The organism is Pseudoxanthomonas mexicana, from assembly GCF_010093385.1.
GTDB classification, from domain to species: domain Bacteria; phylum Pseudomonadota; class Gammaproteobacteria; order Xanthomonadales; family Xanthomonadaceae; genus Pseudoxanthomonas_A; species Pseudoxanthomonas_A mexicana.
Genome location: NZ_PDWV01000034.1, coordinates 1 through 18251, shown reverse-complemented (window position 1 = coordinate 18251; position 18251 = coordinate 1). Strand labels below are relative to the sequence as shown.

Here is an 18251-nt window from a genome sequence, read left to right as displayed (position 1 = left end):
GACACGCGCCGGACAAGACGCTATTCCCCCGCCTCTTCGATGGGCGTGACGTCGCTGACGCGCTCGCGCAGCTCCTTGCCCGGCTTGAAATGGGGAACGTGCTTGGCGGGCAATGCGACCGATTCGCCCGTCTTGGGATTGCGACCCATGCGCGGCGGACGGTAGTGCAACGAAAAACTGCCGAATCCGCGGATCTCGATGCGATCGCCCTGGGCAAGCGCGCCGCCCATCATTTCCAGCAACGCCTTGACGGCCAGATCCACATCCTCGGCCTTGAGGTGCGGCTGGCGGCGGCTGAGGATCTCGATGAGTTCGGATTTGGTCATCGCGTCTGGGGTTCGGGCGGAGGTACCCGCGCCGGCCCGGAACACTCCGGGCCGGCGGGGACGTTACTGCAGGTGGAACGTCAAGCGTCCTGCCGGTTACTCGGACTTGCCGCCATCCAGCTGCGCACGCAGCAGCGCGCCCAGGCTGGTGGTACCGGCAGCGGCCTCGGCGGCGGACTTGTTGTACTCGGCCAGCGCTTCGGCGGGTTCGGCTTCGTCCTTGGCCTTGATCGACAGCTGCAGCGTGCGGCCCTTGCGGTCCATGCCGATGAACTTGGCTTCCACCTTGTCGCCGACCTTCAGGTGCTGGCTGGCATCGTCCACGCGGTCGTGGCTGATGTCGCGCGCCATCACGTAGCCCTCGATGCCGTCGGCCAGTTCGATCGTGGCGCCCTTGGCGTCCACTTCCTTCACCGTACCTTCGACCTTCGAACCCTTCGGGTGCGCCGCCATGTACTGGCCGAACGGATCCTGCTCCAGCTGCTTCACGCCCAGGCTGATGCGCTCGCGCTCCGGGTCGACGGCCAGCACCACGGCTTCCAGCGTGTCGCCCTTCTTGAAGTTGCGCACGATGTCTTCGCCGGTGGTGTTCCAGCTGATGTCGGACAGGTGGATCAGGCCGTCGATGCCGCCGTCCAGGCCGATGAAGATGCCGAAGTCGGTGATCGACTTGATCTGGCCGGACACCTTGTCGTTCTTCTTGTGGGTGGCCGCGAAGGTCTCCCACGGATTGGCGGCGACCTGCTTCATGCCCAGCGAGATGCGGCGACGCTCTTCGTCCACGTCCAGCACCATCACTTCGACCTCGTCACCGACCTGCACGACCTTGGACGGATTGACGTTCTTGTTGGTCCAGTCCATCTCGGACACGTGCACCAGGCCTTCGACGCCCGGCTCGATCTCGACGAACGCGCCGTAATCGGTGACGTTGGAGACCTTGCCGAACACGCGGCTGTTGGCCGGGTAACGACGGGCGATGTTGTCCCACGGATCCTCGCCCAGCTGCTTCAGGCCCAGCGAGACGCGGTTGCGCTCACGGTCGTACTTCAGCACGCGGACGTCCAGCTCCTGGCCGACTTCCACGACCTCGGACGGATGACGCACGCGCTTCCACGCCATGTCGGTGATGTGCAGCAGGCCGTCGATCCCGCCCAGGTCGACGAACGCGCCGTAGTCGGTGAGGTTCTTGACCACGCCCTTCAGCACCACGCCTTCCTGCAGCTTGTCCATCAGCTGCTCGCGCTCTTCCGAATGCTCGCTCTCGACCACCGCACGGCGGGAGACGACCACATTGTTGCGCTTGCGATCCAGCTTGATGAGCTTGAACTCGAGCTCCTTGCCTTCCAGGTAGCCCGGGTCGCGCACGGGGCGCACGTCGACCAGCGAGCCCGGCAGGAACGCACGGACGTCCTTGATGTCGACGGTGAAACCACCCTTGACCTTGCCGCTGATGCGGCCGGTGATGGTTTCGTTCTTCTCCAGCGCCTGCTCCAGCTCGTCCCACACCATGGCGCGCTTGGCCTTCTCGCGCGAGAGGACGGTTTCGCCGAAGCCGTTCTCGATCGAGTCGAGGGCCACCTTCACTTCGTCGCCCACGCCCACGTCGATTTCGCCGGCGTCGTTCCGGAACTGTTCGATCGGCACGATGCCTTCGGACTTCAGGCCGGCGTTGATCACCACCACGTCGTTGCGGACTTCCACGACGACGCCGGTGACGATGGCGCCCGGCTTCAGCTTGGCCAGTTGGGTCTGGCTCTGTTCAAACAGTTCGGCAAATGATTCGGTCATTGAAAAAATACTCGGTTGATGAAACAGACCGGCGAGCGGGAGCGCGCAACGGTCCACCCGTTGTCGGCCTGCGCGGGATTGCGTGTGGCCGTGAGTGTTGTGGTTGGAAAAAACCGCGCGGCGGATTCCGCGCGGGACCCTCTGCGGCGCGGGAGCTAGCCCGCGCGCACCGGCACCAAGGCCAGCACACGTTCGACGACGGCCTCGATGCCGAGGCCGGTGGTGTCGATGATGACGGCGTCGTCGGCCGGCTTCAGGGGCGCCACCGTGCGCTGGGCGTCACGGGCATCGCGGGCGAGGATCTCGCGCAGCAGACCGTCGATTGTGACGGAAACCCCTTTGTCTTTCAACTGCTTATACCGCCTTTCGGCGCGCTCCTCGGCGCTGGCGGTCAGGAACACCTTGTAGGGCGCATCCGGGAAGATCACCGTGCCCATGTCCCGCCCGTCCGCCACCAGCCCCGGCGCCTGGCGAGACGCGCGCTGCCGCTCCTTCAGGGCGGCTCGCACCTCCGGGATGGCCGCGATGGCCGACGCCAGGGCGCCGGTCGTTTCCAGACGAAGCTCGTCGGTCGCGTCAAGATCGTCGACGATCACGCGCAACCCGGCCTCCGTCTCGCGAAAGCCGACCCGCGTATCGAAGGCGCAACGCACGAGGGCGGCCGGGTCGGAGACGTCCAGGTCGGCCCAGCTGGCCGCCACCCCCACCGCCCGGTACAGGGCACCCGAATCCAGGTAATGCCAGCCCAGCCGCGAGGCGACGATCCGACTGACGGTACCCTTGCCGGCTCCGGAGGGGCCATCGATGGTCAGGACGGGGACGGGATCGGACATGCGGTTTTCCAGGTGATCGGATGCCCCATTATGACGCCGGACGCGTCGGCGCCAGCCCATGCCGGCCGCCGGGTTGCCGTCCTTGGCGTGCAACCGCTTGATCCGGCTATGGAAACCCCGCTAGAATAGCGGGCTTCGCTTTACTCCATACATTCACGCCGAGGTTTCAACTCATGAAGGTCCTGTCCTCCCTGAAGTCGGCGAAGGCCCGTCACCGCGACTGCAAGGTGGTCCGCCGCCGCGGCAAGGTCTTCGTGATCTGCAAGTCCAACCCCCGCTTCAAGGCGCGCCAGCGCTGAGAACGGACCGCCTGCCGGGCCACGCCATCGTGGCTGAGGCAACGCGCAGAAAGCCGCCGCAAGGCGGCTTTTCTGTTTCCGGCCACGCGTTGTGCAGGCCGGTGGCGCCGCGCCTACCGTCCCGGCCCTCGCCATTCCTTGCGGCCCGGCCGTTTTTTGTTTTCGGCCTTTTGTTATAAAAGGCGGGTCACCTAGGGGAACCCACCATGAGCCGTCGCGTCCTTGTCCTGCCCTTGATCGCCCTGCTCGGCCTGTCCGGCCCGGCACTGGCCGACACCCTGCTGATCGAGCGTGCGCAGGAAACCCCTGCCGCCGCCCCCGTGCGCGGCCAGACCGCGGCCGACGTGGAAGCCCGTTTCGGCGCCCCGCAGCAGAAGCTGGAACCGCGCGGCGGCCAGAAGCGCCAGTGGCCGGTGATCCAGCGCTGGGTCTACCCAGGTTTCACCGTATACTTCGAAAAGAGCCGCGTCATCGACGTGGTGATCAACAAGGCCAGCGCCGAGGAAATCGGCCCCAAGCCCCCCATCCGCTGACACCGCGCGGCGCGGCCGCGCCCTTGATGCCATGACCGATGCCTTTCGTTTCCCCGCGGAGTGGGAACCCCAATCCGCGGTCCTGATCGCGTGGCCGCACGCCGATACCGACTGGGCCGAACGCCTGGCCGACGTGGAAGAGACCTACGTCGCCCTCGTCGCCGCCATCACCCGCTTCCAGCCGGTCGTGATCTGCGTGGCTGATGATGACCTGCAGACCTATGCCGAGGCCCGACTGCGGTCCGCGCGGGTGGACATGGACAAGGTGCGCTTCGTGCCGGCGGAGTACGACGACACCTGGCTGCGCGACTCCGGCCCCATCACGCTGCGCGATGGGCAGCGCTTCAAGCTACTGGACTTCCGCTTCACCGGCTGGGGCGGCAAGTACGAAGCCAGTCGCGACGACCGCCTGGTCGGCGAGCTGTCCGGCATGCAGTTGTTTCACAACTATTTCGTCCAAAGCATTGATTTTGCTTTGGAGGGTGGCGCCATCGAAACCGACGGCGCGGGCACCCTGCTGACCACCTGGCAATGTCTGCACGAGCGCCATCCCGACGCGAGCCGCGAGGAACTGACCGGGAAACTGGCTGGCTGGCTGAAGCAACAGCGGGTGCTGTGGCTGGACCATGGCTATCTGGAAGGCGACGACACCGACGCCCATATCGACACCCTCGCCCGCTTCGCCCCCGGCGATGCCATCGTCTACCAGGCATGCGACGACGCTTCGGATGCGCACTACGCCGAACTGCAGGCCATGGCCGCCGACATCGCCGCACTGCGCACGGCCGATGGGCGCCCGTACCGCGCATTCCCGCTTCCGTGGGCCAGGCCCGTGATCGACGAGGGGCGCCGCCTGGCCGCCTCGTACGCGAACTACCTGATCATCAACGGCGCCGTGCTGATGCCGGCCTATGGCGACCCTGCGGACGATGCCGCCGCCGCCGTGCTGGCGCAGGCCTACCCCGACCGCGAGATCGTGCAGGTGCCCTGCCGCGCCCTGATCTGGCAGAACGGCAGCCTGCACTGCATCACCATGCAGCTGCCGGCCGGCCTGCTGGGCTGAGTACACCCCGCGCGCCCCGGCGCGCGGGACCGTGACATCAGTTGGGCACGGATTGAACGTTTCGTTTACACCCTGCGTGGGCTGATCCCCGATAACGACCGTTTCCCCCAAAGGAGACGGCCGTGTACACACGACGCAGGTTCCTCGCCACCTCCGCCATCGCTGCCGCCGGCATCGGCCTGGCGGCCTGCCGCGATGCGGCCCAGGCCCAGCCGTCCACCGCCGGCACATCGGGCGCCATCGGCCCGTTGAACACGCGCGCCATTCCCTCGACCGGCGAAATGATCCCGGTGATCGGCATGGGCACCTCGGGCAGCTTCGAGGTCGGTCAAAGTCCTGCCGAGCTGGATCCGCTGCGTGAAGTGCTGAAGCGCTTTTTCGCCGCGGGCGCCACCGTCATCGATACCGCACCCACCTACAGCGTGGCCGAAGACGTGATGGGCGCCCTGCTCGCCGAGCAGGGACTGACGGGCAAGGCGTGGCTTGCCACCAAGCTCTCCGGCGTAACCGGCCGCGAGGCGGGTCTGGCGCAGTTTTCCGACACGCTGCGCCGGCTCGGGACCGACAAGGTAGCGCTGCTGCAGGTCCACAACCTGGGCGACCTGAAGACGCAGATGGCGGTCGCGCGCGAACTGAAGGCGCGGGGCAAAGTGAAGTATGTCGGCGTGACGCATTACGTCGAGCGTGCGCAGGAGCAGCTCGCCGATGTCGTGCAGGCCGAGAAGCCGGACTTCCTGCAGATCAACTACTCGGCCGTCAGCCGCGGCGCCGAAAAGCGCGTGCTGCCGCTGGCACAGGATCTGGGCGTGGCGGTGCTGATCAATCGGGCCTTCGAGGACGGCAGGCTGTTCGCGCAGGTCAAGGACAAGCCCCTGCCGCCGGCACTCACCGAAACCGGCGTGACCTCATGGGCCCAGGCTTTCCTGAAGTTCGCGCTCAGCCATCCGGCGGTGACCGCGGTGATCCCGGCAACGGGGAAGCCGGACCGGCAGACCGACAATCTGAAGGCCGGCACCGGCCCGGACCTGACGCCCGCCCAGCGCGATGCGCTGATCGCCACCTTCGCCTGAACCTTCCATGCCCGACACCTTACGACCTGCCCCGCGCGGAGCGCTGACGCGCCTGCTGTCCCGCCTGTTCAACGTCGCGCCCCACGAGGCCCCTGTGGTGGGCGCGGGCCTGCTGATGTTCTTCCTGCTGTTCGCCGGCTACTTCATGCTCCGGCCGATCCGCGAAACGATGGGCGTCACCGGGGGTGTGGACAACCTGCAATGGCTGTTCACCGGCACCTTCGTGGCCACGCTGATCGTACTGCCGCTGTTCGGCTGGATCGCGTCGAAGGTGTCGCGCCGGCGCATCCTGCCGTGGGTGTTCGGTGCGGTCGTCGCCAGCCTGCTGGCGTTCGGCCTGGCCCTGCTGGCGCGGCCGGACGACGTGTGGCTGGCGCGCGGCTTCTACATCTGGGTGTCGGTGATCAACCTGCTGCTCATCTCCCTGGCGTGGAGCGTACTGGCCGACGTCCTGGCCAGCAGCGAGGCCAAGCGCCTGTTCGCACTGATCGCCAGCGGCGCCAGCCTCGGCGGGCTGGCGGGTCCGCTGCTGACCACGCTGCTGGTCGGCCATCTGGGGCATGGGGGCCTGATGCTGTTGTCCTCGCTGCTGATGGGTGCCAGCGGCGTCACCGCCGTGTGGCTCCACCAATGGCGCGACCGGCATCCGTTGCCCCAGGGCGCCAGCACGGCCGAGCAGCGGCGCGCTCCGCTGGGCGGAAACCCGTTCGCGGGCGCCACCGAGGTATTCAGGTCGCCCTACCTGGCCGGCATCGCACTGTTCGTCCTGCTCCTGGCCACGGTGACGACCTTCCTCTATTTCGAGCAGGCGAAGCTGGTGGAACAGCTGTTCCCGGACAAGGCGCAGCAGACCCGCGTGTTCGGCACCATCGACACGGTGGTGCAGGCGCTGGCCATCCTCAGCCAGCTGTTCATCCCCGGCCGCATCGCCCAGCGGCTGGGCGTGGGCGTGTTGCTGGTCGCGGTGCCGCTGGTGATGGCGGCGGGCTTCCTGTGGCTGGCGCTGGCGCCGGTCTTCGGCGTGTTCGTGGTGGTGATGGTCGCGCGGCGGGCCGGCGAGTACGCATTCGTCCGTCCCGGCCGCGAGATGCTCTACACGGTGGTCGCGCCGGGACAGAAGTACAAGGCGAAGAACTTCATCGACACGGTGGGATACCGCGGCGGCGATGCGCTCAGCGGCTGGGTCAAGCGCGCGCTGGACGTGCTGGCCGAACACCCTGCCGTGGCCATGCTGATCGGCACCGGCGTGGCGCTGGCGTGGGCGGCGACCGGTGTGGCACTGGGCCGGCAACAGCGCCGTCGCGAGGAGACCACGACCTCCTGAGCGTGGCGCGGCGTGTTCACGCCGCGTGCGCCTGCGCGCGAGGTGGACGCGGTACCATTCGCCCCCTCGCCGCCGCTGCCCGATTGCGCCCACGATGAACCGCACCACGCTGCCCGTTGCCCTGATCCAGGAAAAGAACCACGGCGACGCCGACGCCAACCTGTCGGTGATCGAAGCCCGCGTGGCCGAGGCCGCCAAGCGGGGGGCCCGCCTGGTGCTGTTGCAGGAACTGCACAACGGTGCCTACTTCTGCCAGCACGAATCGGTGCAGGAATTCGACCTGGCCGAGCCGATCCCCGGTCCCAGCACCGAGCGCCTGGGCGCGCTGGCCAAGCAACACGGCGTGGTGCTGGTGTCGTCCCTGTTCGAGCGCCGCGCCGCGGGGCTGTACCACAACACCGCGGTGGTCTACGAAAAGGACGGCCGCATCGCGGGCAAGTACCGCAAGATGCATATCCCGGACGATCCGGGCTTCTACGAGAAGTTCTATTTCACGCCGGGCGACATGGGCTTCACCCCCATCGATACGTCGGTCGGCCGTCTCGGCGTGCTGGTGTGCTGGGACCAGTGGTACCCCGAAGCCGCGCGCCTGATGGCGCTGGCCGGTGCGGACCTGCTGCTGTATCCCACCGCGATCGGCTGGGACCCGGACGACGAACAGGCCGAAAAGACCCGCCAGCGCGATGCCTGGATACTGAGCCACCGCGGTCATGCCGTCGCCAACGGTCTGCCGGTGCTGAGCTGCAACCGTGTCGGCCACGAGCCTTCGCCGCTCGGCGCATCGGGCATCCAGTTCTGGGGCAACAGCCACGTGCTGGGTCCGCAGGGCGAGTTCCTCGCCGAAGCCGGTGGTGAAGAAACCCTCCTGATGGCCGATGTCGACCTGCAACGCAGCGAGCATGTCCGCCGCATCTGGCCGTCCCTGCGCGCCCGCCGCATCGACGCGTACGGCGATCTGCTCAAGCGCTACATCGACTGAGGCCCGCGCGTGCCGCTGATCGTCCGCGATGCCACGCCGGCCGACGTGCCGGCCATCGCCGCCCTCTACGCGGATGAAGTCCGCGACCACGTCAACACCTACGAGTACGACGTGCCGGATGACGCCGAAATGGCGCGCCGCATGCGGGCCGTGCTCGACGCCGGTTATCCGTACCTGGTGGCCAAGCTGGACGGAGAGTTCGTCGGTTACGCCTACGCCAGCAGCTATCGCGCCCGCGCGGGCTACCGCAAGACCGTGGAGAACTCGGTCTACGTGGTTCCCGGTCGACAGGGCCAGGGCATCGGCGCGGCGCTGATGCAGGCACTGATCGATGCCTGCGAAACACGCGGCTATCGGCAGATGATCGCCGTGATCGGCGAACCCACCAACACCGCCTCCATCCGCCTGCACGAGAAGTTCGGGTTCACCCTGGTCGGCATCTTCCGCGGTATCGCCTGGAAGCACGACCGCTGGCTGGACACCGTGCAGATGCAGCGCACCCTCGGCGCCGGCACCACCGCGCCTCCGCAAGACGAATGACACGATGACCGAATCGAATCCCCTTCCTGCCGATCCGTTGCACGGACAACCCCACGAGATCGTCGAGCGGGATGGCGTGCGCTACACCCTGCTCGGCACCGCCCACGTCTCGCGCGCCAGCGTCGATGCCGTGCGAGCGGCCGTGGCCAGTGGCGACTACGACAGCGTGGCGGTGGAGCTGGACCCGGGCCGCCTGCAGTCGCTGACCGATCCCGACACCCTCACGCGGCTCGACCTGGTGAAGGTGATCCGCGAAGGCAAGACGCACCTGTTCGCCGCCAATCTGGCACTGGCCGCCTACCAGCGGCGACTGGCCGAACAGTTGGGCGTCGAGCCCGGCGAGGAACTGAAGGCCGGTGCGCTGGACGCGCAGGCACGCGGGTTGCCGGTGCACCTGATCGACCGCGAGGTCGGACTGACCTTCAAGCGTGCCCTTCAGTCGCTGGGCTGGTGGCAGCGCACCAAGGTCGGCGCCGGCATCCTGGCCAGCATGTTCGGCGACGAAGAGGTCGGCGACGACGAGATCGAAAAGCTCAAACAGGGCGACATGCTGGAATCCAGCTTCGGCGAATTCGCCGCCGAAAGCCCGCAGCTGTACCAGGCCATCATCGCCGAGCGCGACCAGTACATGGCCTCGGCGCTGCGCCAGGTCGCGGCCGGCGTGCCGGCCGGCGCCGCGTCCCCCTACCGCGTCCGGGCGGTGGTCGGCGCGGGCCATCTTCCCGGCCTGGTCCGCCACCTCCATGACGATGCCGCGGATCCGGCCGAACTGCGGCGTTCGCTGGAGATCGTGAAGCCCAAGTCGCGCGTGCCGTGGATGGAGCTGGTGATCGGCGTGTTCCTGGTCGGCGGCTTCGCCTGGGGTTTCTGGCAGGGCGGCGTGGATGTCGGCTCGGACCTGCTGATCCAATGGGTGCTGGCGACCGGCGTACTGGGCGCCATCGGCTGCGCGATCGCGGGCGGGCATCCGCTCAGCATCCTCGCGGCCTTCATTTCCTCGCCGCTCACGCCGCTGCATCCCGCACTCGCTTCGGGCACGGTCAGCGCCTTCGTCGAGGCGACGCTGCGCAAACCCACCTACGCGGCCTTCATGGCCTTGCGCGACGACGTGCAGACGGTGAAAGGCTGGTGGAAGAACCGGGTGGCGCGGATCCTGCTCAACTTCTTCCTCACCAGCCTGGGCACCGCCATCGGGGTGTGGACGGGAGGCTTGAGGATGCTGGGCAAGCTGGTCGGCTGAGCCGGGCTCCGGGAGAACAGAAAAAGAGCCGGGCATTGCCCGGCTCTTTTCGTCAGCTCCCTCAGTCGACGTGCAGCGCCGTCACGCTGGCCTTCGACGGGGCATCCCCCCGCCGCATGCGGGCCCGCGCGATCATCCGGGCCGTGCCGCTGCGCAGATCGTCCAGGATGGCGTAGATGGTCGGCAGGAACAGCAGGCTGACCACCGTGGAGAACGCCAGGCCACCAGCGATGGCCCGCGCCATCGGTGCGTAGGCCGGGCCGTCGCCCGCCATCTGCGTATTGGCCATCGCGATGGGGATCATCGCCAGGATCGCCGTGCCCATCGTCATCAGGATGGGCCGCAGGCGCTCGCGACTGCCCTCCACCAGCGCATCGGTACGCGACAGGCCGCGTCGTCGCAGGTTGTTGATGTGCTCCACCATCACGATGCCGTTGTTCACCACCACGCCCATCAGCACCAGGATGCCGATGAAGGACATGATGCCGAACGTCGTACCCGTCAGCGCGAACAGCCAGAACACGCCGAACACCGAGAACAGCACGCCGCTCATGATCGCCGCCGGGAACAGCAGCGACTCGAACACCGCCGCCATCACGATGTAGATCATCACCAGCGCGATCAGCAGATTGAACATCATCTGCGCACTGGCTTCGTCCTCTTCCTGGAACGCGCCACCGTCGAAGGAATAGCTGTAGCCGGCCGGGAACGACATGCCCTTCAGCGTCTCCTCCAACGCCTTGCGCGCCTCCGGCACGGTGGCCTTCTCGGCCAGGTTCGCCTGCACGGACAGCGTGGTCTGCCGGTTGGTGCGCTGGATCTGGGTGGCCGACGGCTGCACGCCCACGTCCACCAGCGCCAGCAACGGCACCGTACGGCCGTCCGGTGCGCGCACCATGAAGCCCGACAGGTCGTCCGTGCCGTAGTCCTCCGCACCCGCGAAACGCACCCAGACCGGCACTTCCGTCTCGCCGCGGCGGAACTCGCGCAGCGGCGCTCCGCGCAGAGCCAGGCTGACGAAGCGCGCCACCTCTTCGGCACTGAAGCCGAAGGCCGCGGCACGCTCGCGGTCCACGCGCACGTTGAGCTCGCTGTTCTGGTCGCCCACGTCCACCCGCACGTCCCGCAGCTCCTTGCGCTTGGCCAGGATCGGGATCAGGTCGTTGGCGATCTCCGACAGCGTCTGGGTGGAATCGCCGACCAGCTGGAAGGACACGCCCTGCCCCGGCTGGCCGCCGCCACCCTGGCCGCCGCCTTCGCCGCGGATGCCGATGTTGGCGCGCGCCGACTTGGGCAGGTCCTTCCGCAACTGCTCGATGATCGGCTTGGTTTCGCTGGCCTTGTCGGTATCGAACTTGACCTGGGTGCCGCCCCAGCCCTGTTCGCTGAAGTAGGAATAGACCTGCGTGACCCGGTATTTCTTGCGGTTGGCCTCCAGGAACTGTTCGACCTTGAGGATCTCGGCCGACATCTGCTCCTTGGTGTAGGCGCCCTTCCACTGGTAGTACAGCTCGGCTTCGCCGCCGCTGTCGCCGCCGAACATGTCGAACTTGGTGAACTTGATGGGCACGAAGCTGACCACCACGATCAGCAGGATGCCCAGCACGCTCCAGCCGCGGTGCTCCAGCGTCCAGCGCAGCAGGCCGGCGTAGCGCTTCTGCATGCGCGGGATGATGCCGGTTTCGGTGCGCACCAGCGGCGGCGTCTTCAGCCGCGCCGAGATCATCGGGATCAGGCTCACCGCGACCAGCCACGAGGCCAGCAGCGACACCGAGATGGTGATCGCGATCTGGCCCAGGTAGATGCTGAGGAAGTTGCGCTCGCCGAACAGGTTGGGCACGAACACGATGCAGTGGCACAGCGTGCCGGCCGACAGCGCGATGGCGACATGGCGGGTGCCGACGATGGATGCCCAAACCGGGTTGTCCGGGTACTTCTCGCGCTCCTGGTAGATGCTTTCCACCACCACCACCGCGTTGTCCACCAGCATGCCGATGGCCAGCAGCAGGCCCATCATCGACAGGATGTTCAGCGTCACCCCGGCGAAGTACATGAAACCCAGCGTCATCACGAAGCAGATCGGGATGGCCAGCGTCACCATCGACACCGACGGCCAGTGGCGCAGGAAGAACCACAGCACGACGATGGACAGCACCAGGCCGATCAGGCCCGCTTCGGCCAGCTCCAGCAGCGAGGAGGTGACGTTCTCGCCCTGGTTCTCGATCACCTTGACCTGCACGTCGCTGAGCTGCGGCTGCGCGCGGATCGCCTCCACTTCCGCCAGCGCCTTGCTCGACACCTCCACCAGGTTGGCGTTGCGTTCCTTGAAGATGTCCAGGCCCACGGCCGGCTGGCCGTCCAGGCGCCGCCCGTAGTCCATGCGGGCGGGCTTCAGGCGCACGTCGGCGATGTCGCCCAGGCGCACGTTGCCGGTGCCGACCACCAGGTCGCGCAGCTCCTGCAGGTCGGTCAGCTCGCCCACCGGCTGCACGCGCAGGCGCTGCGGCCCGTCGCTGATGACGCCGGCGGAGATGGAGAAGTTCACCGCCTGCAGGCGCTGGGTCAGGTCGTTGAGGCTCAGGTTGTGCGCGGTCAGGCGATCCTGGTTGATTGCGATCTCCACCTCGTTCGGCGGCGCACCCGACACGTCCACGCGCGCCACGCCGGGAATACGCTCGATCCGGCGCTTGAACTCGCGCTCGATCATGTCGTAAGCCCCGGTCAGGTCGGTCTTGCTGGCCAGACGCACCCGCAGGACCGGCTGGTCGGTGGTGGAGAACTTGAAGACGAAGTAGCGCTGCAGGTCCTCCGGCAAGTCGTCGCGGATGGCATCCAGCCGCTCGCGCGCCTCCGAGGCCGCGATGGCGACATCGCGATCCCAGTTGGAGAACTGGATGAAGATCTGCGCGCCCTCCGCCTTGGCGTTGGACTCCATCCGCTTGATGCCCGCCATCGTCGAGAGCGCTTCCTCCGCCGGACGCAGCACCGTACGCTCGACCTCCTCGGGCGTGGAGCCGGTGTACGGCAGCGAGACGAAGATGAAGGGTGGCGAGACCTCGGGAAAGGCCTCCAGCGGCAGGCCGATCGCCGCGATCAGGCCGATCACGAACAGCGAGATGAAGAACATCACCGCCGTCACCGGCCGCTTGATGCTGAACTCCGCGACGCTCATGCGGGTTCGCCCTCCCCTTCAGCCGGCATCGCCGCCGCCTTGCGGGCACGGCGACCGCGTTCCAGGTAGTAGTCGTCGGCGCGGCGGTCCAGCAGGTCGTACACCACCGGGATCACCAGCAGGGTCAGCACGTGGACACCAGCAGGCCGCCGATCACGGTGATGGCCATGGGCGAACGCACCTCGGCACCCGGACTGCCGAACAGCGGCGCGATGGCCAGCGGCAGGAAGCCGAACAGCGTGCACAGCGTGGTCATGATGATCGGCCGCAGGCGCGAACGCGCGCCCTCCACCAGCGCCTCGCGCTTGGCCACGCCGGCCTCGCGCAGCTGGTTGACCTTGTCGATCAGGATGATGGCGTTCTTGGTCACCAGGCCCACCAGCAGGATCAGGCCGATGAACACCACCACCGACACCGGCGAGCGGGTCAGGAACAGCGCGGCCACCGCGCCCACCAGCGCCAGCGGGATGGTGAACAGGATGACGAACGGGTGCAGCAGCGATTCGAACTGCGACGCCATCACCAGGTACCCCAGGAACACCGCCAGGCCGAAGGCGAACAGCAGCGAGTTGACCGCCTCGGCCAGCTCTTCGCCCTGCCCGCCGATGTGCCTGCCGATGCCGGCGCCGAGCGGATTCTCGGCGACCATCTGCTGCACTTCCTGCACCGCGCTGCCCAGATCGATGTCGCGCAGGTTGGCCGACACGATGGCCACGCGCACCTGGTCGGCACGGTGGATTTCGCTGGGGCCGGTGGTGGCCACCACGTCGGCGACCGCCGACAGCGTGACCGGCCGGGCGCTGCCCGGGTTGACGATCAACCGGCGGATGCTCTCCACCGAGGCGCGGTCGCCTTCCTGCGCGCGCACCAGCACGTCGATCTTGCGGTCGCGGAAGCTGTAGCGCGTAGCCACTTCGCCGCGCACCTTCTTCACCACCACGTCCGCGATCTGGCGCGTCGTCAGGCCCAGCGCACCGGCGCGTTCCTGGTCGAAGCGGATCTGGATCTCGGGGAAGCCCTGCTCCACGGTCGACTTGACGTCGGCATAGTGCGGGTTGGTGCGCAGCAGCGCCGCCAGCTTCTGGCCCGCCTTTTCGATGCTGGCCAGGTCCTGGCCGCGCAGTTCGACTTCCAGCGGGGTGGAGAAGCTGAAGAGTTCCGGACGGCTGAAATCGACCTGCGCGCCCGGATGCTGCTTCATGCTGGCACGCAGCGCTTCCGTTTCACGAGCCTCCAGGGCCTCGCTGCCGCCGTTGGCCATCACCACCGTCAGCTTGCCGATGTTCTCGCCGCTCTCTGTGGGATTGGCATCCAGGCGCGTGCCGCTGCCGCTTACGCCGTACAGCGCATGGATGCCCTCGTCCTTGGCGTGCTGGTTCTGCAGTTCACGCACCAGGGCGTCGGTCTTGGCCAGCGGCGTACCGGGCGGCAGCTTCACCGTCATCTCGAAGCGGTCCTGCGCCAGCTGCGGGATCAGGTCCGCGCCCAGCAGCGGCACCATCGCCAGCGAAGCGACGAACGCGGCGGCGGCGAAGCCCAGCACCAGCCAGGGGCGCTGCAGCGACGCCGGCAACAGGCGCATGTAGCCGGACTCGGCGCGGTGGTACGGCGCCATCGTCAGATCGGACGCCTTGCGCATCACCGGCCCCACCACCGCCACCACGCCGCGCCAGACGCGCACGACCAGCCAGGCGATGCCGAAGAACGCGTAACGGAACGTCGCGCCGATGCCACGGCCGCTGGCTGCGATCGGCTTCTGCCAGCGCGAGGCGGGCTTCCATTGCGGATGCGGGGCTTCCTCGGGGAACGCCAGCGGCGGACGGCCCTTCAGCGAGCTCAGCATCGGGATGAGCGTCATCGACACGATCAGCGAGATGCCGATGGCGATGGCGACCGTCAGCGCCTGGTCGCGGAACAGCTGGCCTGCGATGCCCTGCACGAATACCAGCGGCAGGAACACCGCGATGGTCGTCAACGTGGACGCCACCACCGCCATGCTCACTTCGCGCGTGCCGACCATGGCCGCCTCCAGGATGCCCAGGCCGCGCTCGCGCGCCTTGGCGATGCTTTCCAGCACCACGATGGAGTCGTCTACCACCAGGCCGGTGGCCAGCGCCAGGCCGCCCAGCGACATGACATTGAGGCTCAGTCCCAGTTCGCCCATGAAGAAGAACGTGGTGACGATGGAGACCGGCAGCGACAGGCTGATGACGAAGGTGCTCCAGCCATCGCGCAGGAACAGGAAGATGATCAGGATGGCCAGCAGGCCGCCGATCACGGCATCCTTCTTGACGTCGGCGATCGCGTGCTCGATGAACAGCGACTGGTCGTCGATGATGGTGACCTCGACATCCGGCGGCACTTGCTGCTTCAGCTGTTCCAGCCGGGCCTTCAGCGCCTCGGCCGTGGACACGGTGTTGGCATCGCCTTCCTTGTAGATGGCCAGTTCGACCGCTTCTTTTCCGGCCAGGCGGATGATGGCCTCGCGCTCCTTGAAGCCCTGGCGCACTTCGGCCACGTCCTTCAGGCGCACCGGCATGCCGCCGGCCACCACCCCGCTGCCGCCGGAAGACGCGTTCTGCACGGAGGCAGCCGCGGCCATCGCCTCCGCCGAGCCGGTGGTGGCGGCGATCGCCGCCATCTGCGCCGCCGCCGACGCCGCGGCGTTGTCGCCGCCGCCCTGCGTGGTGACCAGCATCTCGCGGATCTCGTTGACGCTGGCGAACTGGTTGACCGTGCGCACCAGGTAACGCTGCGAGCCTTCCTCAAGGCGACCGCCGGAGATGTTGATGTTCTCCTGCTGCAGGCGCTGGACGATGGTGTCGATGGGCAGGTTCAGCTGCGCCAGTTTCTGCTGGTCGATGTCGACCTGGATCTCGTCCTCCAGGCCACCGCCGACCTTCACCGCCGCCACGCCGCTGACCGGCTCCAGCTTCTTCTTCAGATCATCGTCGGCATAGCGGCGCAGTTCGGTCAGCAGACGGATCGCGTCGGCGTCGTTCTTCGGCTCCTGCTTGTTGGACAGCACCAGGCGCAGGATCGGCTCTGTGGACGGGTTGAAGCGCAGCAGCACCGGCGCCTTGGCCTCCAGCGGCAGCGACAGCACTTCCATCTTGTCGCGCACTTCCAGGCTGGCCTGGTCCATGTCCGTGCCCCAGGCGAATTCCAGGACCACGTCGCTCTGGCCGGTGCGCGAGACCGACTTCAGCTTGCGCAGGTTCTTCACCACGCCGACCGCTTCTTCCACCGGCTCGCTGATCAGGGTCTCGATTTCCGACGGCGCGGCCCCGGTGTACTCGGTGCGCACGGTCAGCGTGGGGTAGCTCAGGTCCGGCAGCAGATTGACCTTCAGCGAGCCCAGCGCGATCACGCCGAACAGGAACATCGTGATCCAGAACATCGCGACGGTGACGCGACGCCGCGTGGAGAACTCGACCAGGCCGCCGCCCAGCGTATCGTCGCCGGCTGCGCGGGGCGGGGGCTCGCCGGGTGCGTGGCCGGGCGCGCTCATTGCTTGGTTCCGGCGGTCTTGGCGGCATCGGCCTTGGCGGCCACCTTGGCCGGCTCGGCGCCGATCACCTGCAGGCGCTGCCTTCACGCAGGGCCACCTTGCCGGCGGTGACGACCTGTTCCCCGGCCTTCAGACCCTCACGCACCTCGATCCATTCGCCGTCCACGTAGCCGATCTTCACCGGCACGCGCACCGCCTTGCCGTCGCGCACCACGAACACCGCCGGGTCGCCGTCGTCCAGCAGCGCCACGCGCGGCACCACCAGGGCATCGGCACGCTGGTCGTAGTCGATCCGGAGGCGGCTGAACATGCCCGGCTGCAGCACGCCGTCGCTGGCGAAGGAGCACACCACGCGGAACGTGCCGCTACCGGCGTCCACCACCGGCGCGATGCGGTCCACCGTGCCCTGGAACGTTTTGCCGGGCAGCGCGTCCACGGTCATCAGGACCGGCAGACCGGCCTTCAGCGTGGCCAGTTCGCGTTCGGGCACGTCCAGCGTCGCCTCCAGGCGCGACTGGTCCACGATGCGGATGATCGGCGTATTGATCTGCACGAAGTTGCCGACCTTGATGGAGCGCGACGCGACCACGCCCGAGATCGGCGCCGTCACCGTCGTATAGGACAGCTCCAGCGCGGCGCCACGATAGACAGCACGCGCGTTCTCCAGGTCGTACTTGATCTGGTCCACGTCGTTGGCGCTGATCATCTGCTGTTCGACCAGCTGTTGCGCGCGCCGATAGTTGTTCTCCAGCTTGCGCATCTGCGCCTCGGCATGCGCCATCTGCAGGCGCAGACGGTCCGGGTCCAGCCGGACCAGGGCTTGGCCGGCGCGCACCACCTGGCCTTCCTCGACCAGCACGGCCAGCGCCACGCCGGAGGTCTTGGCGATCACCTGGGACTCGCCCAGTGCTTCCAGCGGAGCCGTGTTGCTGTAGCTGGCCGCGACGGGGCGACGGGCGACCTTGGCCACTTCGACGGGAACGGCGTCGGGCTCCTTCGCAGCCTCGCCGTTCTTGGCCTGGGCCTCGGGCGTCGGGCCGCCGCCCTTGCAGGCGGACAGCACCAGCAGGCCACACAACACGGGGACCAGTGCCAGCTGCAGGTAGGAACGGCCGGAGGGGGGGCGGGGTCGGGACATGGGACGGTACCGTGGTGGTGTTGTGGTGGTGTTGTATGAAGGTATATCACCCCTGAATGACTTCCATGCGCCGAAGGTCATGGTGACTAGCGTCCGGTGTTGGCCAGGGGGCGGCCACGTCTTCGATGCGCGACAAGGGCCGCGGGTTGCTTCGCTTCGTTGCGACGGGAGGTACATGCCGGCCTTACCAACGCGCTGGCGCCCCCAGGGCAGGCAACCGTCCGACGGTGAGCCGGCGTCGCACCCCCCTGCGTACCGGGGCGGCGCGCCTGTGCGCGACATTCGGTCGCAGGCTATACTTGCGTTCAGCCAAGCGCTGCGGTGGTACGTGGCGCGCGCAACCTGAGAGTTTCCCGAGAATGATGCGACCGCTGCCGCTCGCCGCTTGCTTTGCCTTGGCCGCCCTTCCGCTGGCCGCCCTGACCGCCCAACAGG

General features: G+C 67.6%; 12 protein-coding genes and 2 pseudogenes. 8 read left to right on the top strand and 6 right to left on the bottom strand.

The genetic code is table 11. The features are described 5' to 3' along the window. Positions 1-20: 20 nt before the first annotated feature. From CSC76_RS12610 to cmk, 3 genes are all read right to left on the bottom strand, one after another. Entirely contained in the window at positions 21-326 is a 306-nt protein-coding gene (locus CSC76_RS12610) for an integration host factor subunit beta (protein ID WP_142124760.1), read from the bottom strand. Positions 327-422: 96 nt separating this feature from the next. Next, positions 423-2114: a 30S ribosomal protein S1 gene (rpsA, locus tag CSC76_RS12605; protein WP_162110360.1), complete on the bottom strand. Its 1692-nt coding sequence runs from the start codon at positions 2112-2114 to the stop codon at positions 423-425. Positions 2115-2269: 155 nt separating this feature from the next. Beyond that, on the bottom strand, positions 2270-2947 hold the full coding sequence (gene cmk, locus CSC76_RS12600) for a (d)CMP kinase (protein ID WP_162110359.1): 678 nt from the start codon (positions 2945-2947) through the stop codon (positions 2270-2272). A gap of 173 nt (positions 2948-3120) precedes the next feature. Between cmk and ykgO the strand changes: the two genes are divergently transcribed. The 8 genes from ykgO to CSC76_RS12560 all read left to right on the top strand — a co-directional run bounded on the left by ykgO (position 3121) and on the right by CSC76_RS12560 (position 9995). Next, a complete protein-coding gene (gene ykgO / locus CSC76_RS12595) occupies positions 3121-3246 on the top strand; it encodes a type B 50S ribosomal protein L36 (protein ID WP_010342887.1) in 126 nt (41 codons plus the stop codon). A 206-nt stretch (positions 3247-3452) separates the two neighbouring features. Continuing rightward, entirely contained in the window at positions 3453-3779 is a 327-nt protein-coding gene (locus CSC76_RS12590) for a hypothetical protein (RefSeq protein ID WP_162110358.1), read from the top strand. A gap of 31 nt (positions 3780-3810) precedes the next feature. Then, on the top strand, positions 3811-4842 hold the full coding sequence (locus tag CSC76_RS12585) for an agmatine deiminase family protein (protein WP_162110357.1): 1032 nt from the start codon (positions 3811-3813) through the stop codon (positions 4840-4842). 122 nt (positions 4843-4964) lie between these two features. Next, positions 4965-5912: an aldo/keto reductase gene (locus CSC76_RS12580; RefSeq protein WP_162110356.1), complete on the top strand. Its 948-nt coding sequence runs from the start codon at positions 4965-4967 to the stop codon at positions 5910-5912. 7 nt (positions 5913-5919) lie between these two features. Further along, positions 5920-7236: an NTP/NDP exchange transporter gene (locus tag CSC76_RS12575; RefSeq protein ID WP_162110355.1), complete on the top strand. Its 1317-nt coding sequence runs from the start codon at positions 5920-5922 to the stop codon at positions 7234-7236. Positions 7237-7330: 94 nt separating this feature from the next. After that, on the top strand, positions 7331-8215 hold the full coding sequence (locus tag CSC76_RS12570) for a carbon-nitrogen hydrolase (RefSeq protein WP_162110354.1): 885 nt from the start codon (positions 7331-7333) through the stop codon (positions 8213-8215). A gap of 9 nt (positions 8216-8224) precedes the next feature. After that, the gene (locus tag CSC76_RS12565; RefSeq protein WP_162110353.1) at positions 8225-8755 is read left to right on the top strand and encodes a GNAT family N-acetyltransferase; all 531 of its coding nucleotides are present in this window, start codon (positions 8225-8227) and stop codon (positions 8753-8755) included. 4 nt (positions 8756-8759) lie between these two features. Continuing rightward, complete coding sequence (locus CSC76_RS12560) at positions 8760-9995, top strand: TraB/GumN family protein (protein WP_162110352.1); 1236 nt, start codon at positions 8760-8762, stop codon at positions 9993-9995. A gap of 61 nt (positions 9996-10056) precedes the next feature. Here CSC76_RS12560 and CSC76_RS12555 read toward each other — a convergent pair whose 3' ends face one another. The 3 genes and pseudogenes from CSC76_RS12555 to CSC76_RS12545 form a co-directional block, all read right to left on the bottom strand. Beyond that, positions 10057-13167, bottom strand: coding sequence for an efflux RND transporter permease subunit (locus CSC76_RS12555; RefSeq protein WP_162110351.1), 3111 nt, complete (start codon positions 13165-13167; stop codon positions 10057-10059). Next, positions 13164-16678 (bottom strand): annotated as a pseudogene (locus tag CSC76_RS12550) (efflux RND transporter permease subunit). The gene CSC76_RS12555 and the pseudogene CSC76_RS12550 overlap by 4 nt, the downstream one beginning before the upstream one ends. Further along, a pseudogene (locus CSC76_RS12545) lies at positions 16675-17774 on the bottom strand (efflux RND transporter periplasmic adaptor subunit). The pseudogenes CSC76_RS12550 and CSC76_RS12545 overlap by 4 nt, the downstream one beginning before the upstream one ends. Positions 17775-18251: the final 477 nt, after the last annotated feature.

Excerpts from the sequence above, each read along its gene's own strand:
- CSC76_RS12610 (WP_142124760.1), bottom strand. The coding sequence starts at position 326 with ATGACCAAATCCGAACTCATCGAGATCCTCAGCCGCCGCCAGCCGCAC.
- rpsA (WP_162110360.1), bottom strand. The coding sequence starts at position 2,114 with ATGACCGAATCATTTGCCGAACTGTTTGAACAGAGCCAGACCCAACTG.
- cmk (WP_162110359.1), bottom strand. The coding sequence starts at position 2,947 with ATGTCCGATCCCGTCCCCGTCCTGACCATCGATGGCCCCTCCGGAGCC.
- ykgO (WP_010342887.1), top strand. The coding sequence starts at position 3,121 with ATGAAGGTCCTGTCCTCCCTGAAGTCGGCGAAGGCCCGTCACCGCGAC.
- CSC76_RS12590 (WP_162110358.1), top strand. The coding sequence starts at position 3,453 with ATGAGCCGTCGCGTCCTTGTCCTGCCCTTGATCGCCCTGCTCGGCCTG.
- CSC76_RS12585 (WP_162110357.1), top strand. The coding sequence starts at position 3,811 with ATGACCGATGCCTTTCGTTTCCCCGCGGAGTGGGAACCCCAATCCGCG.
- CSC76_RS12575 (WP_162110355.1), top strand. The coding sequence starts at position 5,920 with ATGCCCGACACCTTACGACCTGCCCCGCGCGGAGCGCTGACGCGCCTG.
- CSC76_RS12570 (WP_162110354.1), top strand. The coding sequence starts at position 7,331 with ATGAACCGCACCACGCTGCCCGTTGCCCTGATCCAGGAAAAGAACCAC.
- CSC76_RS12560 (WP_162110352.1), top strand. The coding sequence starts at position 8,760 with ATGACCGAATCGAATCCCCTTCCTGCCGATCCGTTGCACGGACAACCC.
- CSC76_RS12555 (WP_162110351.1), bottom strand. The coding sequence starts at position 13,167 with ATGAGCGTCGCGGAGTTCAGCATCAAGCGGCCGGTGACGGCGGTGATG.